This window comes from Pseudonocardia halophobica (assembly GCF_027922425.1).
Classification (GTDB): domain Bacteria; phylum Actinomycetota; class Actinomycetes; order Mycobacteriales; family Pseudonocardiaceae; genus Pseudonocardia; species Pseudonocardia halophobica.
In genome coordinates this window covers 96,633-113,274 of record NZ_BSFQ01000004.1, presented here as the reverse complement: position 1 = coordinate 113,274, position 16,642 = coordinate 96,633, and the positions used below count along the sequence as shown (strand labels likewise).

The window sequence follows — 16,642 nt, the reverse complement described above, 5'->3', positions numbered from 1 at the left end:
CTAATGAGCGGGGTGACGGGGCTAACCCGCCTCCTCCTCCGGCATCGCCGCCCCGGTGAGCGCGTCCACACAGGCCTCGGCGGGCCCTCGCAGCAGCCCGTGGGCCTCGAGGAACACCTCGTGGGCGAGCCGCCCGCTCCAGCCCTCCGGGAGCAGCTCGGGCGGCAGGTCCGGGTCGCGGAACGGGAAGCGGCGGTAGTCGTGGATCAGGTTCATCCGCTCGACCAGCGCGTCGGCGCCCTGCAGCTCGCCCGCGCGGTACGCGGCGAGCCGGGGCCGGTAGGTCTCGAGCAGCTCCGCGTAGGCGCGGTCCAGGCCCGCGAGGTCCCAGGACCGGGCGGCGATGTCCCGGTCCGCCGCGGGCCCGGCCGACCGCGAGCGGAAGACGTCGAGCTGCACGGCCGGCTCGTCGGCGAAGGCCTCGCGGACCAGCCCGGTGCGGTCGTGCGGGCTCAGCCAGACCGCCGAGGACAGCGGCCCGAACCCGAACCACGCGAGCTTCTTGCGCAGCTGTTCGCGGAGCCCCCGCTCGGTCTCGGGCACCGAGTAGATGACCATGTGCCACTGCCCGTCCCACGGGCCCTGGGCACGGTGGAAGATGCGCTCGCGCCCCTCGTCGAGCAGCGCCCAGGCGGCGTCGGTGAGGGCGTAGACCGTCTCGCGGCCGTCCCGGCGGCTGGACAGCCAGCCCTCCTTGCGCAACCGGGTCACCACGACCCGGACCGTGGGCTCGGGGACGTCGAAGCACCCCATCAGCGACACGAGGCTGCGCAGCCGGGCCTCCCCGCCCCGGTAGCGCAGGTAGTCGCCGAACAGGTCGAAGACCAGTGACCGCGCCTTCACGAACCCACCTCCCCCGCGCGCACGGACGCCGTGCGCCAGGCCCCAGTGTCCCACCCCGGGCGCCCTCGTCGACGACGCGATCACCGGCGAGCCGCGCCGATCTCCTGCCGACCGGCGCGTGATTGACACGTACGGGGAGCGCTCACCAGGATGTGCGCACCCCACTCGACGAGGAGCACCCGATGTCCGAGACCTTCGTGCTGATCACCGGCGCCTGGCACGGCGGCTGGGCCTGGCGACCCGTGGCCGAGCACCTGCGGGCCGCGGGCCACCGCGTGCTCACCCCGACCCTCCCGGGCCTGCACGACGGCGACGACCCGACCCGGTACCACCTCGCGGACGTCGTCGACGCCGTCGTCGACCTGGTCGAGCGGGAGGACCTGCGGGACGTCACGCTCGTCGGGCACAGCTGGGGCGGGTACGTGATCACCGGCGCGGCGCCGCGGCTGTCCGGCCGGCTGCGCAAGGTCGTGTACTGGAGCGCCTTCGTGCCCGCCGCGGGCCGCTCGCTCTACGACGAGGTGCCGCCGCAGTACCAGGAGCTGTTCACGCAGCTCGCCCAGGCGTCCGGCACGAACTCCGTGGCGATGCCGTTCGAGGTCTGGCAGGCCGCGTTCATGAACGACGCACCGGAGGAGGTCCAGCGGGCCGTCCACGCGCTGATGGTGCCGCAGCCCTTCCAGTACTTCACCGAGACCGTCGAGCCGCTCGACCCGGCAGCACTGGGCGTGCCGGTCGCCTACGTGCTGAGCAGCGAGGACGTCGCCCTGCCACCGGGCGAGTACGGCTGGGACCGGTTCGCCGGCAGGCTCGGGGTCACCCCGCTCGCCGCCCCCGGCAGCCACGAGGCCTGCTTCACCGAGCCCGCCGGTCTGGCCGAGGCCCTGCTCAAGGCCTGAGCGGCGGGCCGGAGATCATCGGGCCGGGGCCACGGGGCGGGCCCCTCCGCGGCGCCCGCCTCGCAGGCAACGGGTCGACGACGACCGGCACCGCACAGCAACACACAACACATGCGCCCTCGCCCGCGGGAGCCGCGGGCGAGGGCGTCGTGCGGGGTCAGGCGGTCACGCCCGCGGTTCCTCCTGCGCCCCGTCACCCGGCCGCGGATCCTGGCCGGGCTGGTTCGGCGGGAACCGCAGCGGCGGCAGGTCCTGCAGCGGGAGCTGCGGGGCGTTGCCGACCTCCGCGGGCAGCGGCGCGCCGGCCGCCGGGTTGCCGACCGGGGCGAGCGGGTCGGCCGGGGCGTAGGTCTCCGGCCGAGCCGGGCCGCCGGAGTCGGTGCCGTCGAACGACTCCGTGCGGTCGCAGCCGGCCAGGGTCACCGTCAGCGGCCCGTCGGTGGCCACGTTCAGGTCCGCGTCGCAGTCCACGCCGGCCCGCCCCGGGTCGACGGTGACCGCGCCGACACCGGCCGACCGGACGTCGAGCACGTCCTCCGCCGGCGCCTCGGCCGCCGGGTCGAGGTGCCGGAACTCGCGCAGGTACGGGTTGACCGGCGAGAACGTCCCGTCCCCCACCCCGAGCTCGCGACCCGGCGCGGGCGGCGCCGCGTCGGTCACGCCCTTCCCGCGGGACACGACGTCGATCGTGCCCAGCTCGGGCCCGCGGGTCGCGATGTCCGAGAGCCAGTAGGCCTTGTCCGCCACGAGCCCGGACTCCGGGTCGTCCATCAGCGGGTTGCGCACGAAGGTCACGTGGTGCGGGTCGACGGCGCGCGGCGCGTCGCCCATCCACCCGGTCGCCTTGTCCCACATGCCGTTCTTGCACATCACGAGGTGCTCGGCGGCGAGCCCGACCCAGCTGTAGAACTCGTAGTCGTAGTCCCCGGCGGCGTAGGCGTCGGCGCGCTCGCGGGTGATGTTGTAGGGGATGAAGTCGTCGTTGACCCCTGCCCACTCCATCACCGGCTGGTTGCGCCGGCTCGGCAGCAGCACGGACAGCTTCGAGCCCGGCTCGTGCACCGTCAGCGTGTCCGCGCCGGCCGTGTCCCCCACCTGGTCGGCCACGCCGTTGAGGCCGGGGAACGACGGCGCCACGTTGAGCCCGTCGCAGATGAAGGCTCTGTTGAACACGTCCGGGAAGGTCAGCGACAGCTTGTTGGCCATGTAGGCGCCCGACGAGAAGCCGCCCATCGCGGTCCGCTCCGTGTCGAGGTCGTAGTGCCGGCGGGCGTCGGCGATCGCCTCGAACACCGCCGCGCCGGACTCGCCGTAGCCCCACTCGTCCTGCCCGCGGGCGTCGACGTCGATCACCATCGTCGGGTTGCCCGGCCGCTCGGCGAACTGCCGGTACAGGTCGCGGTCGCCGGCGACGTCGTCCCCGGGCCGCAGCGCGTAGCCGTTGGTCCAGACGAGCGACGCATAGCCGTGCTCCGGCGCCGGGGCCTCCGGCACGAACACCGTGTAGCGCTGCAGCCGGCCCGGCAGGTCGGGGACGCAGTCGTCCCGGCACGGCCAGCCGAAGGCCAGGCTCGGCCGGCCCTCGCTGCCCTCGCCGGTGCCGGTCTGGATGCCGCCCTGCTGCGTCCCGGAGCCCGGCGGCGGGCCGCCCGGGTCGCTCGGCAGCCGCCGCCCCTGCGCCTTCTCGAAGTGCGAGGCGAAGATCCGCGTCTGGTAGCCGCTGGTCGGGACGCCGGACTCGTCGTCGACGCCGTCGGCGAGCTTCCCGAAGTCGACCTCGGCGGAGAACGGCGACAGATCGCCCGCGGCGATCGCGCGCTTCTGGTCGTTGTCCCGGTACGGCGCCTCGAAGGGCTCGTCGAACCGGAAGGCGCTGTCGAAGAAGGCCGACGGCGTGGGGTCGCCCGCGATCGCGCCACCGGGGTGCGTCTCGTCCGCGGTGAGCTGCGGGACCAGGTAGGCCTCGCCCGCCTCGTCCCAGAGCCCGGCCGCCGCGGCCACCCGCTCGGGACCCGCCGGGTCCCAGGCCGAGTGCGGCACCCGCACCTCGACCTGCCGGCGCTCGGCGTCCACCGCGACCTCGGGCGCGGCGAGCTCCTCGCCGGTGGCCGCGTCGACGACGTCGCCCTCCGTGCCGTGCACCGTCACGAACCGGTCCGCCGGCATCACCGTGTTGGCGCCGTGCGGCGCCGCGCGCGGGGTGTCCGAGTCGCCGAGGGCGAGGGTCAGACCCAGGAGCCCGGGGTCGGTCATCGTGTTCATCGTGAACCGGAAGGCGGTGGCGTCGCCCTCGGGCTTGACCCGCAGCTCGACGATGTCCGCCGCGTTGCGCCGGTACGCCGGGTCCTCGGGGTAGGTGTACGCGCGCAGCAGGGTGTCGTCGGGCCAGCGCCACTGCGTGCCGCCGCCCTCGTCGTCGTAGACGCAGCCCTGGTGGACGTACTCGCCGTGCCGGTAGGCGCTGGTCATGCACACGCCGATCGGGTCGGCGTGCCAGATCCCGGTGTTCTGCAGCTGCGGCGCGTCCACCGCCGGAGCGCGCAGCAGGTCCGGGCCGGCCGTGTCCGGGGCCGGGCCGTCGGCCGCGAGCGCCGGGCCGGCGACCAGCGCCCCGGCGGCGAGCGCACCGGACACGAGGACCGCGATCCCGGTCCGCTTCCGCCGAATCACGTGGGGTTCACCTCGCACCTCCACCGCCGGCGCGCCGCCCGCGCCTCGATGCGCGGAGCCTCGGTCGCCGGACCGGTACCCCCGCAACGACGCGCTCCTCGACTAGTTACGCCTTCCCTCCGGACGCCGGAGAAACGAAACACGTGTGGGGGTGGGCGGCCCCCGCCGGCTGCTCAGCCGGCCGCGGAGCACGACGACGGGGCGGTGATCCGACCCACAGTTGAAGGAGTGTTCAACCGTTGACCTGATCCAGAGCGGAACCTTACGGTCCCACGGTCCGCGGAAGCGTCCGGAAGGAGCGGGTCGTGCACATCGCCGAGGGTTATCTCCCACCCCTGCACGCCGCGGCGTGGGCCGTCGCCTCCGCCCCGTTCGTGGTGCACGGTGCGCGGGCGGTCGTGCACCAGGTCCGGACGGATCCGGACTCGAAGCTGCTGCTCGGCGCGGCGGGCGCGTTCAGCTTCGTGCTCTCGGCGCTGAAGATCCCCTCGGTGACGGGGTCCTGCTCGCACCCGACGGGCACCGGCCTGGGGGCGGTGCTGTTCCGACCACCCGTGATGGCGTTGCTCGGGACGATCGTGCTGTTCTTCCAGGCGGTCCTGCTCGCCCACGGCGGGCTCACGACGCTCGGGGCGAACGTCTTCTCCATGGCGGTCGTCGGGCCGTGGGTGGCCTACGGGACGTACCGGCTGGTCCGGCGCGCGGGCGGCGGCCTCGGGGTCGGCGTGTTCCTCGCCGCGGCGCTGGGCGACCTCGCGACCTACTGCGTGACCAGCGTGCAGCTCGCCCTCGCCTTCCCCGACGCCGCGTCCGGCGTCGGCGGCGCGATGCTGAAGTTCGGCTCGATCTTCGCGATCACGCAGATCCCGCTCGCCGTGAGCGAGGGCCTGCTGACCCTGCTCGTGGTGCGGCTGCTGGTCCGGGTCAGCCCGGACGAGCTGCGCCGCCTCGGGGTGCTGCCCACCCCGCCCGCCCCGTCCGCCACCGGGGAGTCCACGGCGAAGGAGGTCGGCGCGTGAAGCGCTCCACGCTGGTCGACTGGCTGCTGGTGCTGGCCGTCGTGGCGCTCGCCGCGATCCCGGTGCTGTTCGTGCAGGGTGAGTTCGGGGGTTCGGACGGCCTCGCGGAACAAGCCGTCACCGAGTCCCACCCCGACTACGAGCCCTGGTTCACCTCGATCTACGAGCCCCCGTCGGGCGAGATCGAGTCCGGGCTGTTCGCCCTGCAGGCCGCGATCGGCGCCGGCGTGCTCGGCTACTACTTCGGCGTGGCCCGCACCAGGCGCCGGCTCGGCCGCGGCCCGTCCGTGCAGCGTCCCGAGGACTCCGCCTGATGCTGCCGCTCGACGCGGCGGCCTACACGAACCGCTGGCGGCCCCGGCACCCCGGGGAGAAGGCGCTGCTCTCGCTCGGCCTGCTGGTCCTGACCCTCGTGCTGCCCACCTGGCCGGGCGCGGCGATCACCGGCGGGGTGGCCCTGGTGCTGGTCCTCGGGCCGGCCGGGCTGCCGCCCCGCGCGCTGTGGCGGGCGGTCCGGGTACCGCTCGGGTTCGTCGTCACCGGGATGCTGCCGCTGCTGGTCGCGGTCGGCGGGGACCCGTGGCTGCGGTGGGAGCCCGCCGGGCTCCCGCAGGCGGCGCAGCTGGCCGGTCGCGCGACCGCCGCCCTGCTGTGCCTGCTGCTGTTCGCCGCCACGACCCCGCTCGCCGACCTGCTGCCCCGGCTGAACCGGCTCGGCGTGCCGCCGGCGGTCACCGAGGTCGCCGCGCTGACCTACCGCTTCCTGTTCCTGCTGCTGGAGTCGCTGCGGGCGGTCCGCGACGCCCAGGCGGGCCGGCTCGGCTTCCGCACCTGGCGGACCTCCTACCGCTCGCTGAGCGGGCAGGGGGCGGCGGTGTTCGTGCGCGCCTTCGACCGGGCCCGGCGGCTGGAGCAGGGGCTGGCCTCCCGCGGGTACACCGGTTCGCTGCGCGTCCAGGTCGCGGCGCGGGAGCTCTCCCCCGCCTTCGTCGCGGCGACGTGCCTGCTGCTCGCCGCCGTCGTCGCGGCCACGTTGCTGCTGGCCCCGCGGTGAGCCCGGTGACTCCCGCAGGCCCGATCCTGCAGGCCGACGGCCTGGTCTTCGCCTACGACCCCGCGCGGCCGGTGCTCACCGGCGCCACCCTGGCACTGCACGAGGGCAGCCGCCTCGCTGTGCTCGGCCCCAACGGCGGCGGCAAGACGACCCTGTTCCGGCTCCTGCTCGGGCTGCTCGAGCCGGGCGGGGGCCGGGTGCTGCTCGACGGTGAACCGGTCCGCCGCGACCGGCGCGGCCTGACCCGGCTGCGCGAGCAGGTCCAGCTGGTCCTGCAGGACCCCGATGACCAGCTCTTCGCCGCCGACGTCGCGCAGGACGTGTCGTTCGGCCCGCTCAACCAAGGCCTGTCCCCCGCCGAGGTCACCGTCCGCGTCGAGGCGGCGCTGGCGGCGTTGGGCATCGCCGACCTCGCCGACCGCCCCACCCACCTGCTGTCCTTCGGGCAGAAGAAGCGCACCGCGATCGCCGGCGCGGTTGCGATGCGCCCGCGGCTCCTGGTGCTCGACGAGCCGACGGCAGGACTGGACCCGGCCGGCGTCGAGGAGCTGCTCGCCACGCTCGACGAGCTGCACCGCGCCGGGACGACCGTCGTCCTCTCCACCCACGACGTCGACCTCGCCCACCGGTGGGCCGACGAGGTCGCCGTCGTGTCCGACGGCCGGGTGCGGGTGGCCCCGGTCGACGAGGTGCTCGGCGACGCCGAGCTGCTGCGGTCCGCGCGGCTGGGCCCGGCCTGGGCGCCGGGCGTCCACCGGCTCCTGCGGGCCCTGGGCTCCGCGGCGCACCCGCGCACCCCCGCCGAGCTGTACGCCGCGCTCGGGGAGCTCGGGGAGCTGACCGTCCCCGTGGGCCGGACGGAGCCCTGAGCAGCGGACCTGGGCCCGGGCGGAGGGGCCTGTCGTCCCCGCCCGCCGGGCCGTTGGGCCCTGCTGGCGACCACGCGGACACGGGACGGTCGGCTCACGGGGCCGCCCGGCCGAGGCCGGCGGTCCCCGTGGCGGAGCACGACCGGGGCGCCCCCCGTCCGGCTCCGGGCCCGGTCGCCTCGTCGGCGACCGGGCTGGTTCGGACCGCAGTCCCCGTGGTCCACACCGCCGGGACCACGGGAGTCTCATCCGTCCATGAGGACCTGCCGGACGTCCACCGTGCCGGTCAGACCGGCCGCCTCCAGCGCCCGGTGCGCCGGCCCGCCCCCCTCGCCGGTCACGACGACCAGCCGGGAGTCCTGCTGGCGGGCCAGCTCGTGGAGGTCGACCAGCGCGGCGAGGCCGCTCGGGTCGACCCGGGTCACCCCCGCGAGATCGACGACGATCGTGGTGCCGGCCCGGATGTAGGCCGTCAGCAGCTTCCGGGCGCTGCGGGTGTCGGGTGCGTCGAGCTCACCGGAGAGGCGGACGAGGGTCCGCTCCCCCACCTCGATCTCGAGCCGGCACCCCTGGGGATTCGTCATGTCGGTGATGGGCGATCGCCTCCTGCAGCAACGGACCGGGCCGGGACGGACCGGAGACGGGGCCGGCGGCCGGGGGGCGTCGCCGCCGGCCCGTCACGCTGCGTATCGGAGTAGTCGCTCGCTGTGTTACACGGTTGTCGGCACCGCCGGGAGCTCGCGCGCCGGATTGCCGCCCCACCGCGCCCCGGCCGGGATCTCCTCGCCCTTCATGACGAACGAGTCGGGGGCGATCTCGACGGCGTCCCCCAGGGTCACGCCGTAGTGCACGAAGGCGCCGACCCCCAGTGTCACGCCCGACCCGATCGCGATGTGGTCGGACTTGAAGGCGCCGTCCTCCTGCGAGTGGCACTGGATGATGCTGCCGAAGTTCAGCGTGCAGTCGTCGCCGATGCTGGTCAGGCTGCGCTCGAGGACGGCGCCGCCGTCGTCGAACACCCGCCGGCCGACCTTCGTGCCGACCAGGCGCATCAGCAGGTTCTTGTACGGCGTGCCGGCCAGCAGCCGGTCCAGCGGCGGCACCATCAGCTTCCAGTACCGCTCGTGGCGCCAGAAGCGCACGTCGTAGATCGAGCACGACTGCGGGCGCAGCCGTCGGAACCCGTTCCCCAGCCGCTCCCAGAACGCGAACCAGAGGATCGTGAACAGCAGGGTCGCGGCGGACTGCACGGCGAACGCGGCCGGGCCCCAGTCGTGGTAGTGGTCCACCGCCAGCAGCGCCAGCAGCAGCGTTCCGAGCACCTGGCCCCAGCGGACCAGCAGGAACAACCCGATGGTGCGCAGGTTGTGCCCGTTCTTGCGGCGCAGCCGCCGGCGGCGCTCCCGGACGTCGATCTCCAGCACCCGGTCCCGCTGCACGGTGCGCGGGATCTCGAAGGCGGGCGAGCCGAGCAGCCCCACGCCGTGGCGGACGGGCCCGTCGATCGGCACCGCGACCTTGGTGGCGAGCAGGCAGTCGTCGCCGGTGCGGCCGCCGATCGGGTAGGCGATGTTGTTGCCCAGGAAGTTGTTCGCGCCGATCGCCACCCGCGAGGTGCGGAACGAGGTGTTCCCGAAGTCGGCGTTGACCACCGACAGCCCGTCGGCGACGACGGTGCCGCGCCCCACCGAGGTCAGGAACGGCGTCTCCTGGGCCAGGTTCGACCCGAAGTTCGAGCCCGTCTGCTCGACCTTCCCCAGGTCGTAGCCCAGCAGGTACAGGTAGCTGACGATGTAGGAGCTGTCGCCGAACAGGTAGACGAACAGCCGCACGTTCGTCAGGCGCGTGATCGTGCGGTGCAGCGAGTACCGCCAGCCGTACAACGGGTACAGGCGGTCGGGCCGGACGAACGGCGCCAGCATCCGCGGCACCGTGAACACCACCAGCAGCCCGACGAGCAGCCCGCCGACCATCAGGACGACCGACTCGATCACCGCGTTGACGTAGAAGTGCGCGGTGGTGTGCCCCGCCGCCCCGGGCTGCAGCAGCTCCGCGAACCGCGGCACCCCGGTGAGCAGCATGAACAGGCCGCCGAAGCCCAGCGGCAGGTAGATCCCGAACAGCTTGACCAGCTGGCTCGTCACGTAGCCGGCCTTGCGCAGCGCCCGGATCCGGAGCGGTGACACCGCGCGGAAGTCCGTGCTGGTCGGCTCCGCGGGCGAGCCGTGCCAGCTCTGCCCCGCCGAGACGCTCTGCCCGCGGTGCAACGAGGAGGCGTGCCCCAGCTGGGCGCCGTCGCCCATCGCCGTGCCGATGTCCAGCACGCTCTTCTCGCCGACGACGACGTCCCGGCCGAGCGTGACCCGCCCGGTCTGGATCTTCCCGGCGTGCGCCCGGTAGCCCAGCAGCACGGCGTCCTTGCGGATCACGGTGCCCGAGCCGATGGTGAGCAGGTCGGTGGCGACGGGCAGCTGCTTGGTGAAGATCGCGACGTTCTTGCCCACCTTCGCGCCCAGCGCGCGCAGGTACAGCGTGTACAGCGGCGACCCGACCATGACCAGGACCAGCGGGTTGGCCCGGGTCAGCACCCTGACCAGCCAGAACCGGAAGTACCGCAAGCTCCAGACCGGGACCTCCCCCTCCTTCCAGCGCCCGATCAGCACCCACTTCGCCGCGACCGGCAGCACGCACATCGCCAGGAACGCGGCCGCGCCGGCGGTGGCGGAGCGCACGTAGATGTCCAGCAGGCCGGTGCTCCCCAGGATCCAGACGTAGGCGCGGTCCATCACGTAGCCCAGCCCGGTCACGTACAGCAGGAAGCTGGCGAGCTGGAGGAACCCGGTGAGCAGGTAGCCGACGGTGCTGTGCCGCACCGGGGCGACCGGGGCCTGCGGCGGGGCCTGGACGGAGGCGGGGGCGGCCGCGGCGGCCATGCCCGCGATCGTCGGGTTGGCGTAGACGTCGCGGATGGAGATCGACGGCAGGTCCTCGCGGCTGCGCAGCCGCGCGCAGAACCGGGTCATCACCATCGAGTCCGCGCCGAGGTCGTCGAACACGTTGCGGTCGACGGGCACCTGGTCCACGGCCAGCACCTCGGCCAGGACCTGCGCGAGCCCCGCGACCACCGACGCGCCGTCGGCGGGCGCCGCGGCAGGGGCGGGCGTGGCGCCGGCGAAGGCCGTGGCGAGGCCGGCGATGGTCGGGTGGGCGTAGACGTCCTTGATCGAGACCGACGGCAGGTCCTCGCGGGTGCGCAGCCGCGCGCAGAAGCGCGTCATCACCATCGAGTCGGCGCCCAGGTCGTCGAAGACGTCGAGGTCGACGGGCACGTGCTCGACGGCCAGCACCTCGGCCAGCACGCCCGCGAGCGCGGCGGCCAGGCCGGCGTGCGACGGGGCGGCCGGGGCCGGAGCCGCGGTCGGAGCCGGAACCGGCGCCGGGGTGGGCGCTGGGGCGGCCGGCGCCGGGGCGGCGGGGGCGGGGGCGGCCAGGATCTGGTCCAGGGTCAGGACCTCGGGCGCCGGAGGTGCCGCGGGCCGGAGGATCTGGTCGAGCGTGAGCACGTCGGGAAGCGGCCCGGGCCGGGGCTCGGACCGGGGCTCGGCCGGGGGCTCGGTCTGCGGCTCGGTGTGGGGCCGGAGCTCCTCGATCTGCTCCTGCAACCGGGCGTTCTCGGCCCGCAGCACCGCCATCTCGGTGCCGCTCCGCGGCGCGGGCAGGCCGGGCAGGGCGGCGCGGTCCACCCGGCCGTCGGCCGTCAGCGGGAGCGAGGCGAGCCGCTCCAGGCGGCCCGGGACGTGGCTGGCGGCCAGCCGGTCCCGCAGCCGGATCCGGAGCTCCTGCTCGTCGGCGGGACGGTCGGACCGGCAGGTGTAGTAGCCGGTCAGCTCGGTGCCCTCCGGGCCCGCGCCGTGCGCGACCACGACCGCGGACGCCACGCCGGCGACCGCCAGCATCACCGACTCGATCGCCGTGAGGTCGATGCGCTCGCCGCCCACGACGACCTGCAGCGCGATGCGGCCGCGGTACTCGATCTCCCCGCCGGCGTCGACCCGGCCCAGGTCGCCGGTGCGGTAGATCCGGCCGGAGGGGTTGCCGGGGATGCCGAGGAAGTCGTCGACGAACGCGTCGCCGGAGTCGAGGTAGCCGCAGGCGAGGCCGAGCCCCGCCACCCCGATCTCGCCGGTCTCCCCGTGCGGCAGGGCCAGCGGGAACTCCGGGTCGAGCACCACGGCCGCGTAGGTGGGCAGGGGCGTGCCGACGGTCACCGGCCGGTTCGGGTGGGCCTCGGCCCAGGCCGCGGTCACGGTCGCGCCGGGCGGCACGTACGCCGTGAGCAGGCGCCGGCCGGGGCGGTGCCACCGCGCGACCAGGCCGGGCGGGCACGGCTCCCCGGACACCAGCAGGAACCGCAGCCGGGGCAGGTCCCGCTCGAGCGTCGAGAGCAGCGCGGGGGTGGTGCACAGCGCGGTGACGCGGCGCTCGTCGAGCTCGGTGTGCAGCGCCGGGCCGCGCAGCGCGGGGCCGTCGGGCGCGGGCACCAGCGTCGCGCCGGCGGCCCACGCCATCCACACCTCCTCGATGCCGCCGCCGGAGGACAGCGCGCGGCCCTGGTAGAGGCGGTGGCCGCGGATCCCGAAGGTCTCCGAGGCGATGCGCACGGCGTTGCAGATGGCGCGGTGGTCGATGGCGACGCCCTCGGACCACCCCGAGTCGTCGGCGACGTGCACGACGTACGCGGGCCGGTCGCCGAGCCCGCCCCGCTCGGCGGGCTGCAGCCGCTGCGGGCTCATCTCCGCGATCAGCGCGGCGGCCTCGTCGACCGCGAGCACGGCGGCCCCGCCGGTGCGCAGCGCCTCCGGGCCCGCCACCCGGCCGCGCAGGTGCGAGCGGCTGAGCACGATCCGCGCCGAGGTGTCCGCGACGACGAACGCGAGCCGGTCGGCCGGCGCGTCCGGGTCGAGCGGCACGCACGTGGCGCCGATCTTGAGGACGGCGAGCAGCGCGACGTAGGCCTCGACGCGCTCGTCGAACAGCAGCGCGACCCGGTCGCCGGCCCCGGCGCCGTGCAGCCGCAGGTAGCGGGCGAGCCGGTTGGCGCGGGCGTCGAGCTCGTCGTAGGTCAGGGAGGCGCCGGGGGCGTCGACGGCGAGCTGGCCGGCGCGGCCGTACTCGCGGATCCAGTCGCACCGCTCCTCGAAGACCGAGTCGAGGCGCTCGTTCCGGCGCACCCGCCAGCCCTGCGCCTCGTGCCGGTCGACGACGACCAGCTCCGAGAGCGGCACGTCCGGCCGGCCAGGGCTCGGCGGCCCGTGCTCGCCCGGCTGCGTGCCGGATCGTGTGATCGACATGTGGTCCCCCGCTGCTCCACCCGACGCGCGGACCGCGTGGGGCGGTCCGCCGGTGGTTCGAGGGTGTCGGCGCGCCCGGATCCGGCCAATGGGGACGCGCCTCCGGTCGTCCGGGGCTGTCCCCCGGATCCGCGGGGGTTGTCCCCCGGGCTCAGCCGGGCTCGCCGTCCGTCGGGGCAGGGGCGGCGCGGCGCCCGGCGGTCGCCGCCACTCCGACGACGGCGAGCACGGCGGCCAGCGCGCCCAGGCCGGCGGCCACGGACGCGGCCGCGGCCACCACGCCGACGAGCAGCGGGCCGCCGGCGTCGCCCAGCTCCCGTCCGACCTCGGCCGAGCCCATCGTCTGGCCGAGCCGCTCCGGCGGGGAGGACGCGGCCAGCGACGCGAACGCGACCGGGGTGGCGATCCCGACCCCGAGCCCGATCACGACGGCCGACACCACCAGCGCGCCGATCCCGGTGACCACCGCGGCGAGGACGAAGCCCGCGACCATCAGCGCGAACCCGACCGCGAGCGCCGTGCGCGTGCTCAACCGGCCGCGGTCGTGCGCCCGGCCCGCGCGGGGCTGGACCAGCGTCGAGGACAGCGCGAGGCAGGCCACCACGGCGCCGGTCACGATCGGGCTGAGCCCGGACGCGGTCCCGAGCACCGGCAGGAACCCGACGGCCGTCGCCAGCGCCGCGGTGGTGCCCGCGAGCGCCGAGGTCGGGCGCAGGAAGGCCGGGGCGGACAGCCGGCGCGCGAGGTCGACCACCGTCTGGCGCTGCCGCGGCAACGCCGGCAGGGCGGGGACGGCCAGGACGACCCACACCGTCACCACGGCGGCGACGGCGGCGAGGACCACGAACAGCGCCGTGAGCCCGGCGAAGGTGATGACCACCCCGCCGAGCAGGGGGCCCGCGGTGTAGCCGAGGCCCTTCCACGCACCGTAGGAACCGAAGACGCGCCCGCGGCGGCCGCCGGCCCCCAGCCGTCCGACCATCGCCCCGGCGGCGGGCGAGAACGCCGAGGCGGCCGCCCCCTGCCCGAGCCGCGCCAGGGCCAGCGCGACGGCGCCCCCCGGGCCCGCGGCGATCCCCCCGACCAGTGCGACCAGCACGTAGGCCAGGGACACCACGACGAACGCGGCGAGGCCGCCCAGCAGCACGCGGCGCGGGCCCCAGCGGTCGGCGAGCGACCCGAACACCGGCTTGAGCAGGACCTCCGCGCCGTCGTAGACGGCCAGGACCAGGCCCAGGGCGAGCAGGGACAGCTGCCCGGCCCCCGCCTCGGCGCCGGCGCCCGTCGCGACGGCGTGCGCGCCGAAGGCGGTGACGAACCCGGCGGCGTACAGCGGGAACAGCACGGCCTGCCGCGGCGCGGCCGTGGCGGCCGTCGCGGGCGGCGCGCCCGTCGCGGCGGCGTCCGGACCGCCCGCGACGGTGCCTCGGGGGCCGTCCTCGGCCGTGCTTCCGGGGCCACCCGCGGTCGTGGTCTCCCGGCGGTCGTCCGGTTGGGCGGGGGTGTCGGCCATGCCCGGCGTCGTTCCCTTCCTGCGTCGGCCCACACCGGGCCGAGTGGCACGGAGCGGGCCGACGGTACCGGCTCCGGCCGGGCTCCGGGCCGCCCTCGCGGTCAGCCCGGCGGGCGGGACCCCTCGTCCGCCGGCTCGCCGCCCTCCCCGTCCCCGTCGTCCAGCGGCAGGAAGAGCGTCATCACCAGCGGGCTCTCCCGCGAGACGACCAGCCGGCCGCCCTGGTCCTCGGCCAGCCGGGTGGCGAGCGGGAGCCCCAGGCCGATGCCGTCGGCCGGCGTCTCGGTGCGCGGGCGGCCGTTGCGCTCGGGACGGCCGTCGGTGAAGCCCGGGCCCTCGTCGCCCACGTCGACCGCCACGGCGTCGCCGACCTCGCGCACCCCGACCCGGACCGCTCCCCCGCCGTGCCGCAGCGCGTTGTCCAGCAGCACCGCCAGGACCTGCCCGATCGCGGCCCGCGACCCCACGACCGCCGGCTCCGCGGCCCCGGGCTCGTCGACGTCCGCCCCGTCCAGCTCCACGTCGAGGCTGCGGCCCTCCGCGACCAGCCGGGGCCGGTAGGTCTCGGCCACCTCGTCGAGCACGGCGTGCAGGTCGACCGGGCCGCGCCCACCGCCCCGCGAGCGCGCGAGGTCCAGCAGCTCCTCGACCGTGCGGGTCAACCGCTCGGTCTCGACGACGGCCGCGTCGAGCGCGGGACCGACGTCGGCACCCGGCCGCGCACCGGCGTCCGCCCGGGCGTTCTCCAGCCGCAGCCGCAACGCCGCCAGCGGCGTCCGGAGCTGGTGCGACGCCTCCGCCGAGAACGCCCGCTCGCGGGCGAGGAGGTCGTCGAGCCGGGCGGCGGTGCCGGCGAACGCGGCACCGAGGGCGTCGACCTCGGCGAGCCCGGTCCGCCGCGGCCGCACGCCGAAGTCCCCGTCACCGAGCCGGTCGGCCAGCACCGCCAGCTCCTCCAGCGGACGGGCCAGCCGCCGGGCCTGTCGCCGCGCGATGACCCACGCCGCGGCGAGGACGAGCGCGGCCAGCCCCAGCATGCCCAGCCACAGCGGCACCAGCGCGGTGTAGACCGCCGACACCGGGTGCGAGGCCCGGACCACGCCGACGATCTCGTGCTCCCCGAGCACCGGCACGGTCGCGACCAGGTTGCCGCCGCTCTCGACGACCTGCGGGCCGGCACCGGCGAGCACGGCCGCGACGTGCTCGTCGCCGGTCGCGGTGCCGTCGCCGGCCACGAGCAGCCCGTCGTCGTCGAAGAGCCCGAGGGTGGTCCCGGGTGTCCCCGAGCCGGGCAGCACCGCGGGGACGCGGTCGTGGGCGAGGTCGGTGAGCACCGCCGCGGCGGTCAGGTCGGCCAGCCGCTGCAGCGTGACGCCCTCGTCGGCCACGGCGTAGCGGGCGAGCCCGAGGGCCAGCGGCACGCCGAAGAGCGTCACGGCGATCGCCGCGATCGCCACCGAGAGCGAGACGATCCGGGTGCGGACGCGAGCGGTCCCTCGCACGGTCACCCCCCAGCCCCACGCGGGTCGCGGCGGTCCCTCGGCGGTGGCACCGGCGCCGAGTTCGCCGTCGCGGAGGGGTGCAGGCTAGGCCGTCGGCGGGTCGAGGCGGTAGCCGTGCCCGCGCAGCGTGCGGATCCGGGGCAGCCGGGTGCCGGCCGGGAACCCGGACAGCCGCCGGCGCAGCGCCGCGACGTGGACGTCGAGGGTCTTGGTGGACCCGCCCCAGTGGTCGTCCCACACGTCGGCCATCAGGGTGCGGCGGCTGAGCGCGGCCCCGGGGTCGCGGACCAGCCGCTCCAGCAGGTCGAACTCCTTCGCGCGCAACACCACCTCGCGCCCGGCCACGGCCACGCGGCGTTCCCGCAGGTCGAGCTCGAGGTCGCCGAGCCGTACGGGCTCGCCGGCCGGTCCCGGGCGCCCGCGCCGGAGATGCGCCCGGACCCGCGCGAGCAGCTCCTCGCGGCGGACGGGCTTGGTGAGGTAGTCGTCGGCGCCCGCGTCGAGCCCGACGACGACGTCCATCTCCGCGCCCCGCGCCGTCAGGATCACGACCACGACATCGGTGGAGAGCGCCCGCAGCGCCCGGCACACCCGGATGCCGTCGATGTCGGGCAGCCCGAGGTCGAGCAGCACGAGGTCGAGCGGCTCCCCCGCGCCGGCGCAGTCGAGGGCGGTGCGGCCGGTGCGGGCCCACACCACCTCGTGCCCGTGCTGCGTGAGGCTCTCGACCATGCCCTCCCCCAGGCCCCGGTCGTCCTCGACGAGGAGGATGCGCGCGCTCACGACGCCATCATCCCGGGCGCGGAGGGATTCGCGGGCCGCGAACGTACGAGCCTGCTGAGAGGCCGGTTAGCCGACGGCAAAATCTTGCGTCCGCGGGCGCGCGGGCCTTGCCCGCGCTCTCCGCCGGTCGGTACACACG

12 protein-coding genes are annotated in these 16,642 nt (G+C 75.8%); 5 read left to right on the top strand and 7 right to left on the bottom strand.

The genetic code is table 11. The annotated features are described in order from the left end of the window. Positions 1-21 precede the first annotated feature (21 nt). The gene (locus PKE99_RS06765) at positions 22-843 is read right to left on the bottom strand and encodes a PaaX family transcriptional regulator (RefSeq protein ID WP_037040571.1); all 822 of its coding nucleotides are present in this window, start codon (positions 841-843) and stop codon (positions 22-24) included. A 182-nt stretch (positions 844-1,025) separates the two neighbouring features. Between PKE99_RS06765 and PKE99_RS06760 the strand changes: the two genes are divergently transcribed. Continuing rightward, positions 1,026-1,742 (top strand): alpha/beta fold hydrolase, encoded by a 717-nt coding sequence (locus PKE99_RS06760; RefSeq protein ID WP_037041476.1) that lies wholly within the window; start codon positions 1,026-1,028, stop codon positions 1,740-1,742. Positions 1,743-1,907: 165 nt separating this feature from the next. On the opposite strand, the gene PKE99_RS06755 is transcribed toward PKE99_RS06760, so the two are convergent. Continuing rightward, the gene (locus PKE99_RS06755) at positions 1,908-4,412 is read right to left on the bottom strand and encodes a hypothetical protein (protein WP_037040569.1); all 2,505 of its coding nucleotides are present in this window, start codon (positions 4,410-4,412) and stop codon (positions 1,908-1,910) included. Positions 4,413-4,717: 305 nt separating this feature from the next. Here PKE99_RS06755 and PKE99_RS06750 point away from each other — a divergent pair, with 305 nt between their 5' ends. Genes PKE99_RS06750 through PKE99_RS06735 form a run of 4 tightly spaced genes read left to right on the top strand, consistent with a single transcriptional unit; the run spans position 4,718 to position 7,354 of the window. Beyond that, positions 4,718-5,431: an energy-coupling factor ABC transporter permease gene (locus PKE99_RS06750; RefSeq protein ID WP_037040567.1), complete on the top strand. Its 714-nt coding sequence runs from the start codon at positions 4,718-4,720 to the stop codon at positions 5,429-5,431. After that, positions 5,428-5,745: an energy-coupling factor ABC transporter substrate-binding protein gene (locus PKE99_RS06745; protein ID WP_051736730.1), complete on the top strand. Its 318-nt coding sequence runs from the start codon at positions 5,428-5,430 to the stop codon at positions 5,743-5,745. Before PKE99_RS06750 ends, PKE99_RS06745 begins: the two co-directional genes overlap by 4 nt. Continuing rightward, positions 5,745-6,485 (top strand): cobalt ECF transporter T component CbiQ, encoded by a 741-nt coding sequence (cbiQ, locus tag PKE99_RS06740; protein WP_037040565.1) that lies wholly within the window; start codon positions 5,745-5,747, stop codon positions 6,483-6,485. Before PKE99_RS06745 ends, cbiQ begins: the two co-directional genes overlap by 1 nt. Positions 6,486-6,490: 5 nt before the next feature. Next, a complete protein-coding gene (locus PKE99_RS06735) occupies positions 6,491-7,354 on the top strand; it encodes an energy-coupling factor ABC transporter ATP-binding protein (RefSeq protein WP_051736874.1) in 864 nt (287 codons plus the stop codon). Between the two features lie 245 nt (positions 7,355-7,599). Here the strand turns inward: PKE99_RS06735 and PKE99_RS06730 are convergent, their stop codons facing one another. The 5 genes from PKE99_RS06730 to PKE99_RS06710 all read right to left on the bottom strand — a co-directional run bounded on the left by PKE99_RS06730 (position 7,600) and on the right by PKE99_RS06710 (position 16,503). Next, positions 7,600-7,938, bottom strand: coding sequence for an STAS domain-containing protein (locus PKE99_RS06730; RefSeq protein ID WP_037040560.1), 339 nt, complete (start codon positions 7,936-7,938; stop codon positions 7,600-7,602). A 126-nt stretch (positions 7,939-8,064) separates the two neighbouring features. Then, a complete protein-coding gene (locus PKE99_RS06725) occupies positions 8,065-12,705 on the bottom strand; it encodes a Pls/PosA family non-ribosomal peptide synthetase (protein ID WP_081923733.1) in 4,641 nt (1,546 codons plus the stop codon). 151 nt (positions 12,706-12,856) lie between these two features. Then, positions 12,857-14,218, bottom strand: a complete 1,362-nt coding sequence (locus PKE99_RS06720) for an MFS transporter (protein ID WP_081923732.1) — start codon at positions 14,216-14,218, stop codon at positions 12,857-12,859. 101 nt (positions 14,219-14,319) lie between these two features. Continuing rightward, on the bottom strand, positions 14,320-15,720 hold the full coding sequence (locus PKE99_RS06715; RefSeq protein ID WP_081923814.1) for a sensor histidine kinase: 1,401 nt from the start codon (positions 15,718-15,720) through the stop codon (positions 14,320-14,322). A gap of 84 nt (positions 15,721-15,804) precedes the next feature. Continuing rightward, positions 15,805-16,503 carry a response regulator transcription factor gene (locus PKE99_RS06710; protein ID WP_037040557.1) on the bottom strand — a complete coding sequence of 233 codons (699 nt, stop codon included), beginning with the start codon at positions 16,501-16,503 and terminating at the stop codon, positions 15,805-15,807. Between the last annotated feature and the right edge of the window lie 139 nt (positions 16,504-16,642).

Excerpts from the sequence above, each read along its gene's own strand:
- PKE99_RS06760 (WP_037041476.1), top strand. The coding sequence starts at position 1,026 with ATGTCCGAGACCTTCGTGCTGATCACCGGCGCCTGGCACGGCGGCTGG.
- cbiQ (WP_037040565.1), top strand. The coding sequence starts at position 5,745 with ATGCTGCCGCTCGACGCGGCGGCCTACACGAACCGCTGGCGGCCCCGG.
- PKE99_RS06730 (WP_037040560.1), bottom strand. The coding sequence starts at position 7,938 with ATGACGAATCCCCAGGGGTGCCGGCTCGAGATCGAGGTGGGGGAGCGG.
- PKE99_RS06725 (WP_081923733.1), bottom strand. The coding sequence starts at position 12,705 with ATGTCGATCACACGATCCGGCACGCAGCCGGGCGAGCACGGGCCGCCG.
- PKE99_RS06720 (WP_081923732.1), bottom strand. The coding sequence starts at position 14,218 with ATGGCCGACACCCCCGCCCAACCGGACGACCGCCGGGAGACCACGACC.